Here is a 15,253-nt window from a genome sequence, read left to right as displayed (position 1 = left end):
GTTGATGGTCTCGACCGTTGCACCCACCGTAGGCGATGTGAGTTCCGCCTTCAGATAGGAGACGAGGTAGTCGCGCTACAGGTCAGCCGGCGGGTTGCAGAGCGAATTGAACTGGGTGCGTCCGGCGACCGCACCGACCGAGAGCTCAGCGTTCGCTACGGTGGAGAGGAAGTCAGCGGTCCCGTCGCCGCCGATCTCGCTCACCACCCTATGGAGGTCGAGGGAGGCGAGCTCGGGCCAGCCCTCGGAGGGCTCGAGACGGATGGACCCGTCGTCCGCGACGGCACCGCTGGCTCCGCGCACAGTGCCATCCTCGTTCGCGTAGCCGTACTGGTTGAGAACACCCGTGTCAGTGTTGAAGTTGAGCAGATCCGACAGCGTGTCGGCCAGGCCGGTGAGGTTCAACTGCACCGCGTTGAGGACGCCCGCGGAAAGCGGATTGGTCTCCTCGTCAGAAGGCGGCGTCGTGGCGTCGACCTCGGCCGTGGCACCGTTGACCGAGGCGACGGCATCCAGATCCGCGGACAGGATCGAGCCGCTCAGAAGCCTGCCGATGCCGGTGGAGTCGTAGAGAGTCCCAGCAGGGTCGCACTCGCCGGGGCTGGCCGCCATCGCCGGCGCGCTGAGCGAGAACGCGGCGACGGGCGTCGCCCATGCCGCGCCCTTGACGAGGGTGCGGCGGGTGAAGGCGGAGTGTCCGGCCTCGGCGGGGCGGACACGGGAGGGTGCGGTCACGGGAACCTCTTTCGGGCACAGGCGTCCCGGCGCCTCACCTCACGAGTGGCCGGGTCGCGTCGAGTGGACGACGGGGGACGCTTCGCTCCGGGCGCACCAGCTGGCACCTTCCGAGGGAGGCGCACTCAGGCGGACAGGTGCGACCGCGGACCGTCACGCCCCCGATATTGACATGCCCTCGGCGAATAGAAAGGAGGGCGGTCACGATTCTTCACCTCCGACACCTTTCCGTGACCTTACCGCCCAGTAAGTTTTCCGCGTTGCCACTCTTATCTGGACATTTCGGACAAGTCTCCTGTGGCGTCTAGTCTGTGCGCATGAGCTCTCCCGTCCCCGTGCACCGCCCTGAGCCGCGGCCGCCCTCGGTCCTGTTCGTGTGCACCGGCAACGTCTGCCGCTCCCCTTTCGCCGAGCATCTGCTGCGTGATCGACTGCCTGGCAATCGCGCCGCGAGCAGGGGCATCTTCGCCCTGGAGGGCAGTGCGATGGAGTCACAGATGGCGGGTGAGCTCTCCGCGCGCGGGGTCGACCCGCAGGGCTTTCGCGCCCGCCAGGTATCCGCCACGGACCTCGGGGCGGATCTCATCCTGACGATGTCGCGCCGACAGCGCGCCTACCTCCTGGAAGAATTCCCTGCCGCGACTCGGCGCATCGGACATATGGGACATGTTCCAGAACTCGCTCGGATGGCGTCGGAGAATTCGGCCGCTCCGCTGAAGGAAATCATCTCCGCGTGGACGCGCCGCGCGATTCCCGCGGGCCTCGACGTCCCCGATCCCTACGGCAAGGATGCGGCGCAGGCGGCACGGACGGCCGCGCCGCTGACCGAACGGGTGGAGCGGCTGTTGCCGGTCTTGCGCCGGGGCATCCTCGCCCCCTGATCAGCCCTGGCGGGCCCAGCCGTGGCCCACGAGCTCCGCGACCGCGCCACGGACGAGGGCCGCGCTCTCGGGGTGCTCCCCGATCTCCTCGATCACCAGTTGCTCGAGCTGGTCGAAGGCGAGAGGGCCCGCGTCGGCGAGCAGGTCCCAGACCAGTCCCGCGAGGCCCGGCAGGTGGATCGCCCCGTGCTCGCCGAGCACGAACAGCCCGGACTCGACGGCGAGCGCCTGGCGGAACGGTGCGGCGGCGATCGTGCCGGGTGCTGGCACCGCGTCCTCGCCGCCGGCGGCATCGGTGGGCCGCGGCGCGATCTCGACCGTCTCGACGTGCTCGGGCGGCGGCAGGTGGCGCAGCAGCTCCTCTAGCTCCGCGGCCTCCCGATAGCGCACCTCGAGCGCCCCGCCCACGGAGTCCAGCAGGGCGGCGAGCGCGGCGAGGCCGTCGGGCACCTCCCACAGGGAGGAGGTCTGCGGCACGATCCGGGTCAGCGCCTCGGACAGCGGCACCCGCGTCACCGAGGACCCCTCCCCCGGCTCGCCCTCGTCCTGGATCCGCTCGAGCAGCAGCACCATCGCAGGTGCCGGGGCGGCCGCCTCATCGGCGGCGCGCAGGCCCAGGCCCGGCAAGGCGAGATCCCGCTTCGCGCCGAGCTCCGGGTCGTGCTTGGAGACGGGCTTGGGATACGGGGTGAGCGCGAAGGTGCCGGGGGTGATGATCGTCAGCTCGTCGGTGAGATAGGCGCCGTCCCGTCCGAGCAGGGAGGAGGCGGTGGACTTCCCCGCCCCGGACGCGCCGACGAGCACGAGGGTGCCGAGCTCGGGGTGAACGACGGCGCCGGCGTGGAGCAAGAGGCGGGTGCCGATCAGCCGGCGGATCACCTCGCGGGTGAGGTGGCCGGAGATGGTGTAGCTCGCCTCGGGCCGCGCCTGCGCGGGACGGTCCCGGCGGGGAGGTCGCCGCCGGCGAGCGCGTAGTCGAGGCGGATCTGCGGCGTCGCACCGTCGTCGTCGGCGGAAAGCAGGTGGGACCACAGGGCGTCGATCTCCTCGGCCACGGTCTCGAGGCCGGGCCCGAAGGTGAGCCGCACGCTGTGGCCGGCGACCTCGAGCCGGGTCGCGGCGACGGTGGTGGGTGCGGCGGTCATGCGGCGTCCTCCTCGATCGTCTCGAGGATCCCGCCCGTATCGAGCTCGGCGAGGAAGCCGGTGATGATCTGCTCGGCGTCCTCGGGCACGTCCTCGACCTCCTGCCGCGCCCGGTCGGCGAGCTCGGCGGGACTCGCCGCGCGGTCCGGCGTCTCGGCGAGAAGCTCGAGCACGAGGGCGCCCACGCCCTGGATGCGGGTGATGGGGCCGTGGGGCGCCGCCCCCACCCACAGGTCCTCCCCGTCCCAGTCGCTGACCAGGGGCGCGACCGGTAGCGGGTCACGGGACGCTCGCCTGGGCGAAGCGGCCGGAGCCGCCGGCGTGGAGCCGCCCGGCGGCGGCGGGCACGAACAGGGCCTTGCCGGCGGTGAGCACGTGGCGGCCCAGGTCGCTCTGGAGCAAGACCTCCCCCTCGAGGCCGAGGAGGGTGCGGGGCCCGCCGCCGGGGACGCGGTGACGGGTGCGGAAGGTGCCGGGCGGGTCGGTGAGCGTGGTCAGCGACAGCTCGAAGTCGTCGACGGGGGCGTAGTAGGCGACCGACGTCGCGTTCTGCCGCTCGGGGGCGACGCGCAGGGGCGGTGCGGCCTGCACGCTCACGCACTGCGAGCATCTCGTCGGCGTCGACCTTCTTGGGGGTCAGTCCCGCGCGCGCACGTTGTCGCTGGCGGCCATGATCTCCAGACCCACGCCGTGCAGGTAGGCGTGCAGGGTCCCGGCGGGCACGAACATCGCCTCGCCCGGGCGGAGGGTGACGGGGTTCAGCAGCGGCGCGGCGACCACGCCGGGGTCGCCCGGGTGGTGCTCGGCCAGCGGCGCGACGGTCTGGTCGATGCGCGGGGAGGGCGAGCGGCCGGAGTCGGCACGGGCCCGGCAGGCCTCGACCACCTGCTGGACCGCCTCGGGGCTCGGGCGCATGGCGGACGAGACCAGGGTGCGGAACGCGGCGCGCATGCCGTGGGCGGTGGGGTCGCGGGTGAGGAGGGTGTGGAGGCGGTCGGTGAGGTCGGTGCCGAGCCCCTCCAGAAGCGCGGCGGCGCGGCGCGGGGTGCGGAACCCGCACAGCGCGGTGAACCGGGTCAGCGCGATGAGCATCTCGGGCTTGTGGTTGTCGTCGCGGTAGTTGCGCGCGGCGACTCGAGCGGGAGCCCCGCGGCGGTCTCCGCGGCGAAGGATTCCTGGGCGTGCTCGCGATCGGGGTGGACCTGCAGGGACAGCGGCTTGTCCGGCGCGATGACCTTCAGCAGGTAGGGCAGGCGGGCGCCGAAGGCGCGCTCCACGCCGTCGCCGAGCATGCGGCGCGGGTCCGCGGCGATCGCGGCGTCGAGCCCGGCGCCGGCGTCCGGTCCGGTGGCGAGGGTGGAGGGCGCCAGCGGGTGCGCGCCGTACCAGGCCTCGGCCCAGGGGGCGCCGTCGGCGGGACGGCCCAGGAACTCGGGAATCGCGGTGGTCGATCCCCAGTCGTAGTGCTGGATGCGGCTATCGAGCTCCCACACGTCCGCGCCCCCTTCCCTTATCGTCCCTGCGTCCTGCTGCGCTCATGACGAGCGTCCTTCCGCCCGTCGGCGCCGCTGTCGATCCTGCGGCCGGGGCCTGCGACTCCTACACTTCCCCCCATGACATCCCCCGTGCAGGTGCCGGTGCCCGTGCGTCTGCGCATGGCCCATGGTCGCCTCGACCATATTGCCCGAGGCGCGGGTGTGAGAATCCTGCATCTCAAGGGCGAGGCGCGCATCCGCGCTGGCCGAGGGCCGCGCCGGCTCCTCGGACTGCGACGTGCTGGTGGACCCGGCGCAGGTCGCGCCGCTGGTGGCCGCGCTCGAGGCCGACGGCTGGGAGCAGGTGACCACCTTCGAGCACGGGAGCGTCTTCGCGCATGCCGCGACGTTCCACCACCGCGTGTGGGGCACGGCCGATCTGCACCGCGCCTTCCCGGGCCTGGACCGGGATGCGGCGGCGACCTTCGAGCGCCTGTGGGCGCGCCGCGAGACCGTGGACCTGGGCGGCGCCCCGTGCTCGGTCCCGGATCTCACCGCGCGCCGTCTGGTGTCGCTGGTGCACGCCGCCCGCGATGCGAGCGGCCGCTCCCGTCACGACGTGCGCGTGGCCTGGACCGAGGTGGACAAGGCGGAGCGGGCGCGGATCGAGGACCTCGCCGCCGAGCTCGGCGCCCAGGTGCCGCTCGCGCTCGCGACCGGCCGCCCGGAGGCGGTCGAGGGCCTGCCCGGTGCGCGGGTGTGGCAGGCGGTGCACGACGGCGCCGCCCCCTCCGAGGTATGGTGGGCGCGGGCGCGGGACGCCGAGGGACCGCTCGTGAAGGCGCGGGCGCTGGTCGAGGCGCCGCAGGTCAATCGCGATCATCTGGGCCTCCGCCTGGGCCATGCCCCGTCTCGGCGCGAGGTGCGCCGGGAGTGGTGGGTGCGCTGGGGGCGCTTCCTGCGTCGCTGAGTCCCGGCCGACGGGCCGACCTGCGCACGGCGACCCTGCACACGAGGAGCCCCAGGCCGACGCCGAGCGCGGCCCCGGCGGTGTTGGCGAGGATGTCGACCAGGTCCTGCTCCCGCGTGCCGATCTCGCCCTGGTAGAGCTCGACCGCGATCGAGAGCCCCGCGCCGGCCGCCACCCACCACCAGGTGGGCACCAGCACGGCGAGCGCCGCGAAGAACGGCACGAACAGCGCCACGTTCGCGAGCGCCGCGAACATCTCCGGCGTGATCTGCTCGCGCAGGCCGACGGCACCGGTGACGGCGTACCAGACCCGCACGTTCAGCCGGTTCACGGCCCAGCCGTCCGACGTCAGCGAGCAGGGCACCGGCCGCGAGCGGGTAGAGCAGCGGCACGAGCGCGGCGAGGAGGCGGAGGGTGCGGGGCAGTGCGCTGTGGGGGCGCGCGCGCGGGCGCTCCGCCCGGGGCGGGCCGGGCCATCGTCAGTAGGCGCCCGAGGAGGCGAGCACGGCCTTGACCGTGCGGATGAGGATCTGGAGGTCCTGGGTGAAGGACCAGTTGTCGACGTAGTAGGTGTCCAGCCGCACCGTGTCCTCCCAGGAGAGGTCGCTGCGGCCCGAGACCTGCCACAGCCCGGTGATTCCGGGGCGCACGTGGAGGCGGCGCTTCGCGTCGTCGTCGTAGCGCTCCACCTCGCCGGGCAGGGCGGGGCGGGGGCCGACGAGGCTCATGTCGCCGCGCGGCGACGTTCCACAGCCGCGGCGACTCGTCGAGGGAGAAGCGGCGCAGGAAGCGTCCGGGGGCGGTGATGCGTGGGTCGTCCTGCATCTTGAACATGACCGTGTTGCCGCGGTCCTGGACGGCGCGCTCGACCATCTCGACCTTCACGGCCTCGGCGTCGGTGACCATCGTGCGGAACTTCAGGAACTCGAACTGCTTGCCGTCGCGGCCCACGCGCCGCTGACGGAAGATCACCGGGCCTCCGTCGTGGGTGCGGATGCGCGCGCGATCAGGGCCAGCGGCGGGGAGATCAGCGCCAGCAGGGCCGCGGCAACGACCACGTCGAACAGGCGCTTGGTCCAGCGCAGGGCCTGGCGGGCGCGGGGCAGGTCCATGTGCACCAACGGCAGGCCCGCGACGGGGCGCATCGTGACGCGGTCCGCGGAGATCTCGGTGAGGGCGGGGACCACGATCACGCCGATCTTCTCGTGCTCGAGCTTCCAGGCGGTGCGGCGGAACTCCTCGGCGCTCGCGGTGGAGCCGGCGGTGAACAGCGACATGTCCGGCGCGACGGACTCCGCGATGGCCAGCAGGTCACGCTCCGCGCCGAGCACGGGGATCCCGAGCCGCGAGGATTCGACGATGCCCCTCGGGGTCACCGCACCCACAATGTCGTAGCCGAGCCACCGCTCGCGGTGCAGGGTCGCGGCGATCCCGTCGACGTGGCCAAGGGCACCCACGGCGATCACCGATTGCCGGAAGAGGCCGCGTACGCGGGCATTGGCGAGGCCGCGCCGCGAAGAGCGACCGGTTCAGCAGGAGCAACGGCGGGCCGGTCACGAAGAACGCGAGGAAGAAGGCGCGGGAGAGCTCGAGATCCAGCAGGTAGACGAACGCTCCGATGGCCCCGAAGGCGGCGCCGGATGCGTGGAGGACGTTGCGGTAGAGCCGCGGGCCGGCGGTTAGCTGTCGGCGGTCGTACCCGCCGAACATCACGATCGCGGCCAACCAGCCCAGCGCCATTACGACAGAGGCGCTGGCGACGTTCTCGCGAAGATCACCGGCCGGCGGCAGGACGAGCTGGCGCACGGCGAACGCGATGCCCACCGCGAGGGCGAGCACAAGCACGTCCCCGACGATCATGGCCGGCGGCGCCAGCAGGCGCGACCGTGCCTCCGACGAGCGCCGGGTCCGCGTCGAGGGTCGATGGCGCGCCGGCGCGGCACGCTCGACATCCAGATCAGTCAAGGTCCCCAACCCCAGGTTCCCCGGGAACAGCGTTCAACGGCCCCTCCACGGTTCATCGGCGACCACAGCCACTGTCTCATACCCCTGCGCTGGACCGGCCGGCCCTGCGCCCAACTGCCTCGAGCGCCCGTAGGAGATATCGGGCGAAGCGACGCTTAGTTGCAACTTTAAGGGTGAGGTCCGACAGGCGACACAGTTGTGCAGAAACTGTGACCGACCCTGCACACGGCACCCCAGCCGATGCTCGATTTCCATGCAGTTTCCAGCGGGAACTGGCATCTGCCACCACTGCTAACATCGGCGTCTCGACACCGGGGCGCCCACCAGGAGGTCAGATGCCGCATCACACTCGGTGCCTTGTCCTCACCGGCGGTTCCGCCGCCGACGGCCCCTACGGCATCGACAAGCTGGGCACCCTGGGGTACGAGCTCGTGGAAGTGAAGCCCGCCAGCCATCGCCTCCACCGCAAGATGCGGGACGTCATCGAGCACCGCACGGGATTACCGCTCGACAAGACGCTCCGATCGGTCCCGCGAGCTCGGAACAGCGACCTGGTTCTCGCGTTCCTGGAGCGAGAGGCACTGACAGCCGCGGCACTGGCACGCCGCGGAGTCCCGCCATACGCCAATCGTCCACTCGCCATGATCTGCTCGCTGGCTCGCCGACGAGCTCAGAGAGATGCCCGCTGAGAGCAGACGACGGGTTGCGGCGCGATACCAGGGCGTCGACCTCACGATCGTCTTCAGCGAGAACCAGATCGACATCCTTGTCGACGCGGGGTTCTCGGAAGGTTCCGTCGAGGCTGTTCCCTTCGGGTTTGCCGAGAGGATATTCACCCCGCGACCCTTCCACGCTCGCTCCCCTTCGATCACAGCCGTGGGATTCGACCGTGGGCGAGACTACGCAACCCTCATCCAGGCCGTCCGAGGAACGGACCTCCGAGTACATCTCTACTGCAAGCCAGAGAACATCACAGGTCTCAGCCTGCCGGACAACGTCCATTTCCATGGCGTCGTTCCGTTCGACAGATACAAGCAAGCGATCTCGTCCTCGCAGATCGTCGCCGTTCCGACTCGCGAGATGGCATATCCATCAGGGCAGACCGTCGCGCTCGAGGCCGGCGCAACTGGAGCCTGCCTTGTCCTCACGAGAACGCCCGCTCAGAGCGAGTACTTCTCTGACGACACCGCCTTGCTCTGCCCTCCAGGGGACGTAGAAGCCTGGCGATTGGCCCTCTTGCGCGCGCGGGAGGACTCCGAGCTCCGGGAAGGTCTCGGAGCGTCCGTCGCCCATGACATCCGGTCGCGTTTCACGTACTCGCAGATGTGGAAGCGCATTGACGGCCTGTTCCGAGACCGAGGGTGGGTCAACGATTGACCGCGACCGATCCCGGGTCCTGTCACCCGCGACCGAGGAGACGATCCGCCACACTCCGGAACCGACTGGCACATGGCCCAGACGAAGGCGCTGAACTCCGATGACCACCCACGAAACTGCCCGCCGCGTCGTCGTTCTCTCGCCCGTCCCCGCCCTCGAGTCGCCGACGCATGCGGGAGGTCTCCTGCTCACAAGGATCGTCCGGGCCCACCTTTCGTCCGGTGCGCACGTCACAGTGCTCGTCCCGTCCACGAACGCCACGATCGAGGCCCTCCACGGGACCGCGCCTGCCGCTCCCACCCATCTGCTCGGCAGGCCGCGCGACCATCGCGGCCTGCATCGATTGGCACTGACCGTCGTCCATCGTGCCCTCCCCGTCCTGCCCTCGCGGGGTCTCGCCGAGGCTCCCTGGCACTTCCTCGCCGATCTGCTCATCGACCGCTCAGTCCGTCGGTCGCTCCGCGCGGCCGATCTCGTGGACCTCCAGTGGGAGGAGTACGGGCGCCTTACGCCGCTGATCCGGAAGGTCGCCCCGAACGTCGCGACGACCTGCATGTTCCACGACGTGAACGAGCAGAAGCTCACCCGCAGCATCGACACAGCGGGAGACAGAGTTGGCACGCGGGCGCCTCTCGCCAACCGTGCCCGCAATCGCCGGCTCCTCCGACGCGCCGCACCTGCGCTCGACCGCGCCTTCGTCCTCTCCGAGAAGGACCGGGTCTTCGCTCGAAGGTCGCACCTCCGGGTCGCCATCCGCCATCGTCCGACCGCCGCTCGTCGACGACTCCACGCCGCTCTTCGACGTCGACTCCCGCCCGCCGATCATCGGCTTCGTCGCCGCACTGCGACGCCACGAGAACCGTGACGCCGCGGCGCGGCTCGCCACTCGCATCTGGCCGCTCGTCCGTTCTGCACGGCCCGACGCACGCCTCCGCATCATCGGGGGTGGTCTCGAGGATGCGCCCCGCGCGCGCTCAGTGGCCTTCCAGGAGTCGAGCTCACCGGATTCGTCGATGATCTCGACGAGGCGTACTCCGGGCTCCGCGCTACCGTCTCACCGATCGACCGCGGTGCCGGGGTCAAGTTCAAGGTGATCGAGTCCATCGTTCGCGGCATACCGACCCTCACCACCACCGTGGGAGCTGAGGGCATCGACACTGACCTTTTCGACCTAGTCTCCGATGATGATCACGAGCTGGCCCAGGGAGTCCTCGACGCACTGTCGAACGACGGTGCGGCAGTTCGGGCGCGTAAGGCGGCTATGCGCGCTCGCACGACATACGGAGCACGCGAGTTCGCTAAGGAATACCTCTCGGGCGTTGAGGACGCGTTGATGAGCCGCCAGGCGAGGGGCTGACCAGCGTCAGACGTCGAGCTCGAGTCGCCCCAGCTCCACGAGCCGTGCGAACTCCGAGTTCTGCCGGTGAAGTTCTGTCATCGTGCCCCGTCCGGCCAGTCGGCCCTCCGAGAAGAACAGTATGTCGTCCGCGTTCTTGACGGTCGAGAGGCGGTGCGCGATCACGATCACTGTGAGCTCGCCGTGCAAAGCGGCGATGGTCTCGGTGATCTGGTGCTCCGTCTCGTTGTCCAATGCGCTGGTCGCTTCGTCGAGGATCAGCACTCGTGGGCGGGCGTACAGGGCGCGCGCGATGCCGATTCGCTGTGCCTGGCCCCCGGAGACGCGGACCCCGCCGTCACCGACCCACTGGCCGAGCCCCTCGGGCAGGTCCGCGACGAAATCCTCGAGCCGAGCTCGGCGCACGACGTCGGCGAGATGCTCCTCGTCCACCTCATCGCGCAGGGCACCGAAGGTGATGAGGTCTCGGAGCGGGGCATCCCAGAGATACACCTGCTGGGAGACGACGGCCACCTCGGACATCCAGCGTCGCGGCTCCTGGGAGACATCCATGTCGCCGACCGTGATGGTGCCTTCGGTCGGCCGGAGCAGACCGGCGACGAGGTCGGCGAAGGTCGTCTTCCCTGCACCGGAGGGCCCCACGAGGGCGACGGTCGTACCCCGATCGATCCGGACCTCCACCTGGGAGAGGACATCACGGTTGCCCGTGGCGTAGCGGAACCCCAGATCCCGGACCTCGACGGGCTCTTCCGGCACCGGAGCGTCCTGCTCACCGGTCGGGACGATCTCCACCCGACCGACCTCGTTCTCCAGGCTCCCGATCTCGTCCGCCGCGAACGTCAGGTTCGGCATTGCCGCGCGGAGGTTGTTGACGGTCGCGACGACGCGGTTGAGCGCTGGGACGATGCGCACCGCACCGGCCGCGAACACGGCGAGCAGGCCGAAGGCGGTCGCCTCGTCGTAGAGCCAGAAGAGAAGCGGCGCGATCAGGAGGATCCCGACGATCATCGCGATCTCGAGGAGGTACTTCGGAGCTTCTCCCAGGATGCCCTGGCGGCGCGCTGTCCTCGCATACCGGCGCGATTGGCGCGATAACGCTCGACGAAGAGCGACTCCCTGCGGAAGAGCCTCGTCTCCCGGAAGCCCTCGATCGCCGGGTTGAGATGGGACCACGCGTCCTGCTCGAGCATCAGGCCCCGGAGCCCGAACTTGTAGGCGAAGGGCTTGAACACCCGAGCCACCAGCAGTGCCGTCCCGCCGAAGACGAGGATCGCCAGCACCGAGGCGAGCGGTGCCATGAGCACGAGAGCGAGGAAGATCGCGATGATCGCGAGTGCATCCGTGAGGACCAAGATCGCGCCCAGGAGGACCCCGCGGAACGCCTGCGGAATGGCTCCCGTGATGGCCTGCAGAATCCTGGACCGAGAGCGGCGACGGAACTCCTGGTAATCGGAGCGAAGGTATCGCTCCAGCATGGTTGCCTGCGGCGCGGCCTGCGCCCGGTTGACGACGCCCAGGCTCCACCATCGGATCCCGATCACGCCGAGATTCTTCGTGACGAAGGCGAGGCCGACGACGAGCGTCACGGCGAGGAGGAGTGTCTGGCGGTCGTGCGTGCCCACGAGCGGCACGACGAAGCGCTCCACCACGCCTGGAATGGACTCCGGCGACATGAGCATCTGGGTGAGCGGCGGCATGAGCGCCACCGCGACGAGGTCGAGCAGTGCCGAGATCACAGAGGTGAACAGCAGGCCGATCAGGCTTCCCCGCATGCGCCACGGCACGATCGCGATGACAGTGCGCGACCGAGCAACCACAGCACGGATGCCCCCTCGTTCCGTGGTCGGCATATCCACCTTCTCCTGTACGTCAGGAACCCCTCGCCGGCTCGTGGGGCCGTGGGTTCCACGTGCCATATCCTACGAACAGAACGGACTTGTCCCAGCCCAGGACCTTGAGAACATGGAGCGGCCTGACGTGCGGCGTCATTTCATCCACCCGGCGCACTTGGCCGGAGCACCATGATGAGCGTCCGAGTCGATCACGTCATCGTCACGAGCCCCTGGGACCCCGCATCTCCTCGTTCCTGGTCCGGCGTGGTGTCGCCCATGATGGAGTCGCTGCGCGACGAGTTCGAACGAGTGGACTTCGTGCCGGCCGGGACGGAGACCGCTCTAATCGACCGGGCCCTTGCGCGCCTGCACGGCCTCCGCGATCGAACGCATCTGCCCGCGTGGTCGGCGCCGACTGCACGACGCCGGAGCCGACGAGTAGCAGACGCGCTTCGGACCCTCCCGAGAGATGCGCCGATCATCGGGATCGCGGCGACACCCGAGCTCCTCGACGTGCCGAGCTCGCGCCGGATCGTGCAGGTCACGGACTCCTCCTTCGCAGCGCTGGCAGACACCTATCCGGACCTCGCCCGCGTCCCGGCCCACGTGCGGAGAGGCGCCCTGCGCATCGAGCGGGAGGTCGCCGGGCGCACCGAGTCTTTCGTGGTCGCCTCCGCCTGGAGCCGCGAGCGGCCGCTCGACGATCTCGAGATCCGCCCCTCGCGAGTGCGGGTCGCCCGTCTAGGCCCTGGGGTGCGGTCGCTGCCCGGGGTCGTCCGCCCCCCGAGGCCGCAGGATGCCCCTCTGCGGTCGCTCTTCGTCGCCAGCGATTGGAGGCGAAAGGGAGGAGATATTGCCGTCTCCGCGGTGGACGAGCCGCGTCGGCGCGGTCACGACGTGCGGCTCACCGTGGTCGGAGACGCGGTCCCGCCCCTTCCGGAGCACGTCGCGCGGGCCGGCCGGCTCCGCCGCGAGCAGATGAGCGACGCGTACCTGACACACGACGTCCTCCTCGAGCCGTCGAGAGCCAGCGCAGGAGGAGTCGTCGTGACCGATGCGCTCCACCACGGGCTCCCCGTCCTCGCCGCCGCGACTGGTGGGCTGACCGACCTCGTCATCGACAGCAGTTCGGGCTGGCTCATCGCCGACGACGGGGCGCCAGGTCCATTCATCAAGGCTGTCGAGGAACGGGTCCTCACAAGTGATCTCGCGTCGTACTCCGACAACGCCGCTCGGTGGGTCATGGACAACGCGGACTGGAGGGGCTGGGCTCGATCCGTCCGTGCGGCGATCGAGGGATTCAACGACACTCGCGACGAAGGGGAGATGACTCGGTGAGAATGATTGAGGGTCTCCGGCAGGCCAAACATCAGACATTCCTGGTCTCGAAGAAGGTGCGCCGCGCGGTAGCGGCCGCCGCGCTTCACGATGCCGACCACCGCGGTGCTCGGCACGAGGAGAAGCGGCCGTTCACCTACACCGAGAACAAGTTTCCCCAGCCCCTCACCCTCAGGCACCAGTCCCACTTCCGGTTCACCGACCGGCTCCGCTCCCAGCTCGAGGACTATCGATGACAACGGTCCCCTTCAGCGTCGTGATCCCCGCCTACAACGCCGCGGACACGATCGGGCAGCGACTCGAGGCCCTGATCTGCCAGGAGAGTGCCCCTCCGTTCGAGGTGGTCGTCGCGGACAATCGATCCACGGATGGCACGGCCGAGGTTGCGCGGCACTTCTCGAACCGGCTGGACATCCGCGTGGTCCCGGCGTTCGAACGGCAGGGCGTGAACTGCGCACGCAACGCCGGGATCCAGGCGCCGCGCGGAGAGATCGTGGTTCTGCTCGATGCGGACGACCGCGCCCGGCCCGGAGTGCTCGCAGCATTCGCCGATGCCTTCGCGAAGGAGCCGGCACTCGGCATCGCGGGCGGCATCCTCAGCACCCGCGATCCGGCGACCTACGAGATGGAGCATCCTCAGTGGTATCTCCCGTATCTCCCCGGTCGCATCATGGCGATCCGCCGCGAGGTGATCGACGCGATCGGCGGGTTCGACGAGTCCTTCGTGGGCGGCCACGATGAAGTGGATTTCTGCTGGAGAGCTCAGCATGCAGGTTTCCCGATCGGGCTCGCACGGGGCGCGCTCCTGGACCGCACGGATCGCCCGACTCCGCGCGCCGCCTTCCGGCAGTTCCGCCGCTACGGCGCGACCTATATCCAGCTGTGGGTGAAGCACCGCGATCGCGGAATCCCGGGGAGCACCGTGCGCGGTGAGTTGCAGATGCTCCGCAAGACGCTCCGCCGTGTCCCCGACCTCCGGAGCCGTGACCTGCCACGCCGTCTTGACGCCGCGCAGGCGATCGGATGGAACGTCGGTCGCTGGCAGGGCGATCTCCACTATCGAACGCTGGGGCCCCGATGAGCAGGCGGAACGCGCAGTCCGCTGTTCTGGACGCGATGCGGCAGGTGAAGCACGCGGGCTTCGTCGCCTCCAAGGGCAGTCGGGCGACGATGAAGGCGGCCTCGACGCAACTGACCTCCGCCTTATGGCACAGCCAGGAGACGCGACGTCCTTACCTGTACACCGCAGGGATGTATCGGCGGTCTTTCCTCAACTGGGATGCGGCCCATTCGGACGGGCAAGGCGAGGTACCTCGACGCATCTTCACCCTGTGGACAGGAGACGGCCCGTTGCCCGAGGTACGTCGGCATGGCCTCGACGCGCTCCGGGACGTTCAGGACGGCATCGAGATTATCCTCGTCACCCCGAAGAACGTGCACGAGTGGATCGTGCCGGGACACGACCTGCACCCTGCCTACGAGAACCTCTCGCTGGTGCACCGATCCGACTACCTCCGCGCTTATCTCCTTCACCATCACGGCGGTGGATACAGCGACGTCAAAGCCCCGAACCACCATTGGGGACCTGCGTTCGACCAGCTCGCACAGGACGGTCTATGGCTCGTCGGCTATCCCGAGCGCTCTACGCAATGGGTTGCGCAGGCGCCCCGGCGACTGGGTCGGGACCTGAAGCGCAATTACCGGATCGTCCCCGGTGGGAGTTCTTTCGTGGCACGAGCCGATTCGACCTTCACACGAGAGTGGATGGCAGAACTGGAGCGTCGACTCGACTACCTCGGACCCCTTCTTGAGCAACATCCAGGCGGTGTACGCAACGAGGTGCTCGAGTATCCCGTGAGCTGGAACGATCTCCTCGCCAAGATCATCCATCCGCTCGCACTGAAGCACCATGGACGGATCGCTGTGAGGGAGGATCTTCTACCGGACATCACGAACTATCGCTGAGCCGAACATTCGCCTCTGTCCACGGCGTCTCGTACCCGACGCCTCAGCTCCTGGGCGAACTGCTCCTCCGAGAAAACCCCGGCGCGTTCTTGGATCAGCGTCGACTCCCAGCCGATCCAGTCGGAATCTTTCACGGCCGCACGGATCTCCTCACCAACCGGTGCGTCAAAGAACCTGCCGTTCACGCTGTCCTGCACCGTATCGAGGTACCCG

General features: G+C 69.5%; 20 protein-coding genes and 2 pseudogenes. 10 read left to right on the top strand and 12 right to left on the bottom strand.

Translation table 11 applies throughout. The features are described 5' to 3' along the window. Window positions 1-75 precede the first annotated feature (75 nt). Window positions 76-735, bottom strand: coding sequence for a choice-of-anchor G family protein (locus WKH84_RS15635; protein WP_341854324.1), 660 nt, complete (start codon window positions 733-735; stop codon window positions 76-78). 317 nt (window positions 736-1,052) lie between these two features. On the opposite strand from WKH84_RS15635, the gene WKH84_RS15630 reads away from it, so the two are divergent. Further along, a complete protein-coding gene (locus WKH84_RS15630; protein ID WP_341854323.1) occupies window positions 1,053-1,616 on the top strand; it encodes a hypothetical protein in 564 nt (187 codons plus the stop codon). On the opposite strand, the gene WKH84_RS15625 is transcribed toward WKH84_RS15630, so the two are convergent. The 4 genes and pseudogenes from WKH84_RS15625 to manA form a co-directional block, all read right to left on the bottom strand. Continuing rightward, a complete protein-coding gene (locus WKH84_RS15625) occupies window positions 1,617-2,495 on the bottom strand; it encodes a hypothetical protein (protein WP_341854322.1) in 879 nt (292 codons plus the stop codon). Then, on the bottom strand, window positions 2,492-2,761 hold the full coding sequence (locus tag WKH84_RS15620; RefSeq protein WP_341854321.1) for a hypothetical protein: 270 nt from the start codon (window positions 2,759-2,761) through the stop codon (window positions 2,492-2,494). Before WKH84_RS15620 ends, WKH84_RS15625 begins: the two co-directional genes overlap by 4 nt. Continuing rightward, a complete protein-coding gene (locus tag WKH84_RS15615) occupies window positions 2,758-2,988 on the bottom strand; it encodes a PqqD family peptide modification chaperone (protein ID WP_341854320.1) in 231 nt (76 codons plus the stop codon). The genes WKH84_RS15620 and WKH84_RS15615 overlap by 4 nt, the downstream gene beginning before the upstream one ends. A gap of 52 nt (window positions 2,989-3,040) precedes the next feature. Then, a pseudogene (gene manA, locus WKH84_RS15610) lies at window positions 3,041-4,254 on the bottom strand (mannose-6-phosphate isomerase, class I). A 280-nt stretch (window positions 4,255-4,534) separates the two neighbouring features. On the opposite strand from manA, the gene WKH84_RS15605 reads away from it, so the two are divergent. Then, window positions 4,535-5,206 carry a 2-nitropropane dioxygenase gene (locus WKH84_RS15605; RefSeq protein WP_341854319.1) on the top strand — a complete coding sequence of 224 codons (672 nt, stop codon included), beginning with the start codon at window positions 4,535-4,537 and terminating at the stop codon, window positions 5,204-5,206. Here the strand turns inward: WKH84_RS15605 and WKH84_RS15600 are convergent. From WKH84_RS15600 to WKH84_RS15580, 5 genes and pseudogenes are all read right to left on the bottom strand, one after another. After that, window positions 5,106-5,570: a VanZ family protein gene (locus WKH84_RS15600; RefSeq protein ID WP_341854318.1), complete on the bottom strand. Its 465-nt coding sequence runs from the start codon at window positions 5,568-5,570 to the stop codon at window positions 5,106-5,108. The genes WKH84_RS15605 and WKH84_RS15600 overlap by 101 nt on opposite strands. Before the next feature lie 115 nt (window positions 5,571-5,685). Next, the gene (locus WKH84_RS15595; RefSeq protein ID WP_341854317.1) at window positions 5,686-5,934 is read right to left on the bottom strand and encodes a sugar transferase; all 249 of its coding nucleotides are present in this window, start codon (window positions 5,932-5,934) and stop codon (window positions 5,686-5,688) included. A gap of 73 nt (window positions 5,935-6,007) precedes the next feature. Then, window positions 6,008-6,157 (bottom strand): annotated as a pseudogene (locus tag WKH84_RS15590) (sugar transferase); the annotation flags it as partial. Between the two features lie 17 nt (window positions 6,158-6,174). Next, the gene (locus tag WKH84_RS15585; RefSeq protein WP_341854316.1) at window positions 6,175-6,537 is read right to left on the bottom strand and encodes a hypothetical protein; all 363 of its coding nucleotides are present in this window, start codon (window positions 6,535-6,537) and stop codon (window positions 6,175-6,177) included. Continuing rightward, window positions 6,518-7,171 carry a hypothetical protein gene (locus tag WKH84_RS15580; RefSeq protein ID WP_341854315.1) on the bottom strand — a complete coding sequence of 218 codons (654 nt, stop codon included), beginning with the start codon at window positions 7,169-7,171 and terminating at the stop codon, window positions 6,518-6,520. Before WKH84_RS15580 ends, WKH84_RS15585 begins: the two co-directional genes overlap by 20 nt. A 335-nt stretch (window positions 7,172-7,506) precedes the next feature. Here WKH84_RS15580 and WKH84_RS15575 point away from each other — a divergent pair, with 335 nt between their 5' ends. From WKH84_RS15575 to WKH84_RS15560, 4 genes are all read left to right on the top strand, one after another. Next, the gene (locus WKH84_RS15575; RefSeq protein WP_341854314.1) at window positions 7,507-7,860 is read left to right on the top strand and encodes a hypothetical protein; all 354 of its coding nucleotides are present in this window, start codon (window positions 7,507-7,509) and stop codon (window positions 7,858-7,860) included. Continuing rightward, on the top strand, window positions 7,850-8,548 hold the full coding sequence (locus WKH84_RS15570; protein ID WP_341854313.1) for a glycosyltransferase family 4 protein: 699 nt from the start codon (window positions 7,850-7,852) through the stop codon (window positions 8,546-8,548). Before WKH84_RS15575 ends, WKH84_RS15570 begins: the two co-directional genes overlap by 11 nt. A gap of 100 nt (window positions 8,549-8,648) precedes the next feature. Next, window positions 8,649-9,413 (top strand): hypothetical protein, encoded by a 765-nt coding sequence (locus tag WKH84_RS15565; protein ID WP_341854312.1) that lies wholly within the window; start codon window positions 8,649-8,651, stop codon window positions 9,411-9,413. 27 nt (window positions 9,414-9,440) lie between these two features. Then, complete coding sequence (locus WKH84_RS15560; RefSeq protein WP_341856920.1) at window positions 9,441-9,905, top strand: glycosyltransferase family 4 protein; 465 nt, start codon at window positions 9,441-9,443, stop codon at window positions 9,903-9,905. A gap of 6 nt (window positions 9,906-9,911) precedes the next feature. Here WKH84_RS15560 and WKH84_RS15555 read toward each other — a convergent pair whose 3' ends face one another. Both WKH84_RS15555 and WKH84_RS15550 read right to left on the bottom strand, forming a co-directional pair. Further along, on the bottom strand, window positions 9,912-10,913 hold the full coding sequence (locus WKH84_RS15555) for an ABC transporter ATP-binding protein (protein ID WP_341854311.1): 1,002 nt from the start codon (window positions 10,911-10,913) through the stop codon (window positions 9,912-9,914). Next, the gene (locus tag WKH84_RS15550; protein ID WP_341854310.1) at window positions 10,910-11,755 is read right to left on the bottom strand and encodes an ABC transporter transmembrane domain-containing protein; all 846 of its coding nucleotides are present in this window, start codon (window positions 11,753-11,755) and stop codon (window positions 10,910-10,912) included. Before WKH84_RS15550 ends, WKH84_RS15555 begins: the two co-directional genes overlap by 4 nt. 258 nt (window positions 11,756-12,013) lie before the next feature. Here WKH84_RS15550 and WKH84_RS15545 point away from each other — a divergent pair, with 258 nt between their 5' ends. From WKH84_RS15545 to WKH84_RS15530, 4 genes are read left to right on the top strand one after another with little or no spacing between them, the layout of a single operon-like run. Next, window positions 12,014-13,075, top strand: coding sequence for a glycosyltransferase family 4 protein (locus tag WKH84_RS15545; RefSeq protein ID WP_341854309.1), 1,062 nt, complete (start codon window positions 12,014-12,016; stop codon window positions 13,073-13,075). Further along, the gene (locus WKH84_RS15540; protein WP_341854308.1) at window positions 13,072-13,311 is read left to right on the top strand and encodes a hypothetical protein; all 240 of its coding nucleotides are present in this window, start codon (window positions 13,072-13,074) and stop codon (window positions 13,309-13,311) included. Before WKH84_RS15545 ends, WKH84_RS15540 begins: the two co-directional genes overlap by 4 nt. Next, on the top strand, window positions 13,308-14,156 hold the full coding sequence (locus tag WKH84_RS15535) for a glycosyltransferase family A protein (RefSeq protein ID WP_341854307.1): 849 nt from the start codon (window positions 13,308-13,310) through the stop codon (window positions 14,154-14,156). The genes WKH84_RS15540 and WKH84_RS15535 overlap by 4 nt, the downstream gene beginning before the upstream one ends. Continuing rightward, window positions 14,153-15,040 carry a capsular polysaccharide synthesis protein gene (locus WKH84_RS15530; protein WP_341854306.1) on the top strand — a complete coding sequence of 296 codons (888 nt, stop codon included), beginning with the start codon at window positions 14,153-14,155 and terminating at the stop codon, window positions 15,038-15,040. Before WKH84_RS15535 ends, WKH84_RS15530 begins: the two co-directional genes overlap by 4 nt. Window positions 15,041-15,253: the final 213 nt, after the last annotated feature.

This window comes from Brachybacterium sp. GPGPB12 (assembly GCF_038396325.1).
GTDB lineage: Bacteria > Actinomycetota > Actinomycetes > Actinomycetales > Dermabacteraceae > Brachybacterium > Brachybacterium conglomeratum.
Note: the sequence above shows the minus strand (reverse complement) of the source record. Positions and strands in the feature narration are given on the sequence as shown.

Coding starts and splice junctions, on each gene's coding strand:
- WKH84_RS15530 (WP_341854306.1), top strand. CDS start 14,153: ATGAGCAGGCGGAACGCGCAGTCCGCTGTTCTGGACGCGATGCGGCAG.
- WKH84_RS15630 (WP_341854323.1), top strand. CDS start 1,053: ATGAGCTCTCCCGTCCCCGTGCACCGCCCTGAGCCGCGGCCGCCCTCG.
- WKH84_RS15565 (WP_341854312.1), top strand. CDS start 8,649: ATGACCACCCACGAAACTGCCCGCCGCGTCGTCGTTCTCTCGCCCGTC.
- WKH84_RS15595 (WP_341854317.1), bottom strand. CDS start 5,934: ATGAGCCTCGTCGGCCCCCGCCCCGCCCTGCCCGGCGAGGTGGAGCGC.
- WKH84_RS15575 (WP_341854314.1), top strand. CDS start 7,507: ATGCCGCATCACACTCGGTGCCTTGTCCTCACCGGCGGTTCCGCCGCC.
- WKH84_RS15570 (WP_341854313.1), top strand. CDS start 7,850: ATGCCCGCTGAGAGCAGACGACGGGTTGCGGCGCGATACCAGGGCGTC.
- WKH84_RS15555 (WP_341854311.1), bottom strand. CDS start 10,913: ATGATCGTCGGGATCCTCCTGATCGCGCCGCTTCTCTTCTGGCTCTAC.
- WKH84_RS15535 (WP_341854307.1), top strand. CDS start 13,308: ATGACAACGGTCCCCTTCAGCGTCGTGATCCCCGCCTACAACGCCGCG.
- WKH84_RS15550 (WP_341854310.1), bottom strand. CDS start 11,755: ATGCCGACCACGGAACGAGGGGGCATCCGTGCTGTGGTTGCTCGGTCG.
- WKH84_RS15620 (WP_341854321.1), bottom strand. CDS start 2,761: ATGACCGCCGCACCCACCACCGTCGCCGCGACCCGGCTCGAGGTCGCC.
- WKH84_RS15545 (WP_341854309.1), top strand. CDS start 12,014: ATGATGGAGTCGCTGCGCGACGAGTTCGAACGAGTGGACTTCGTGCCG.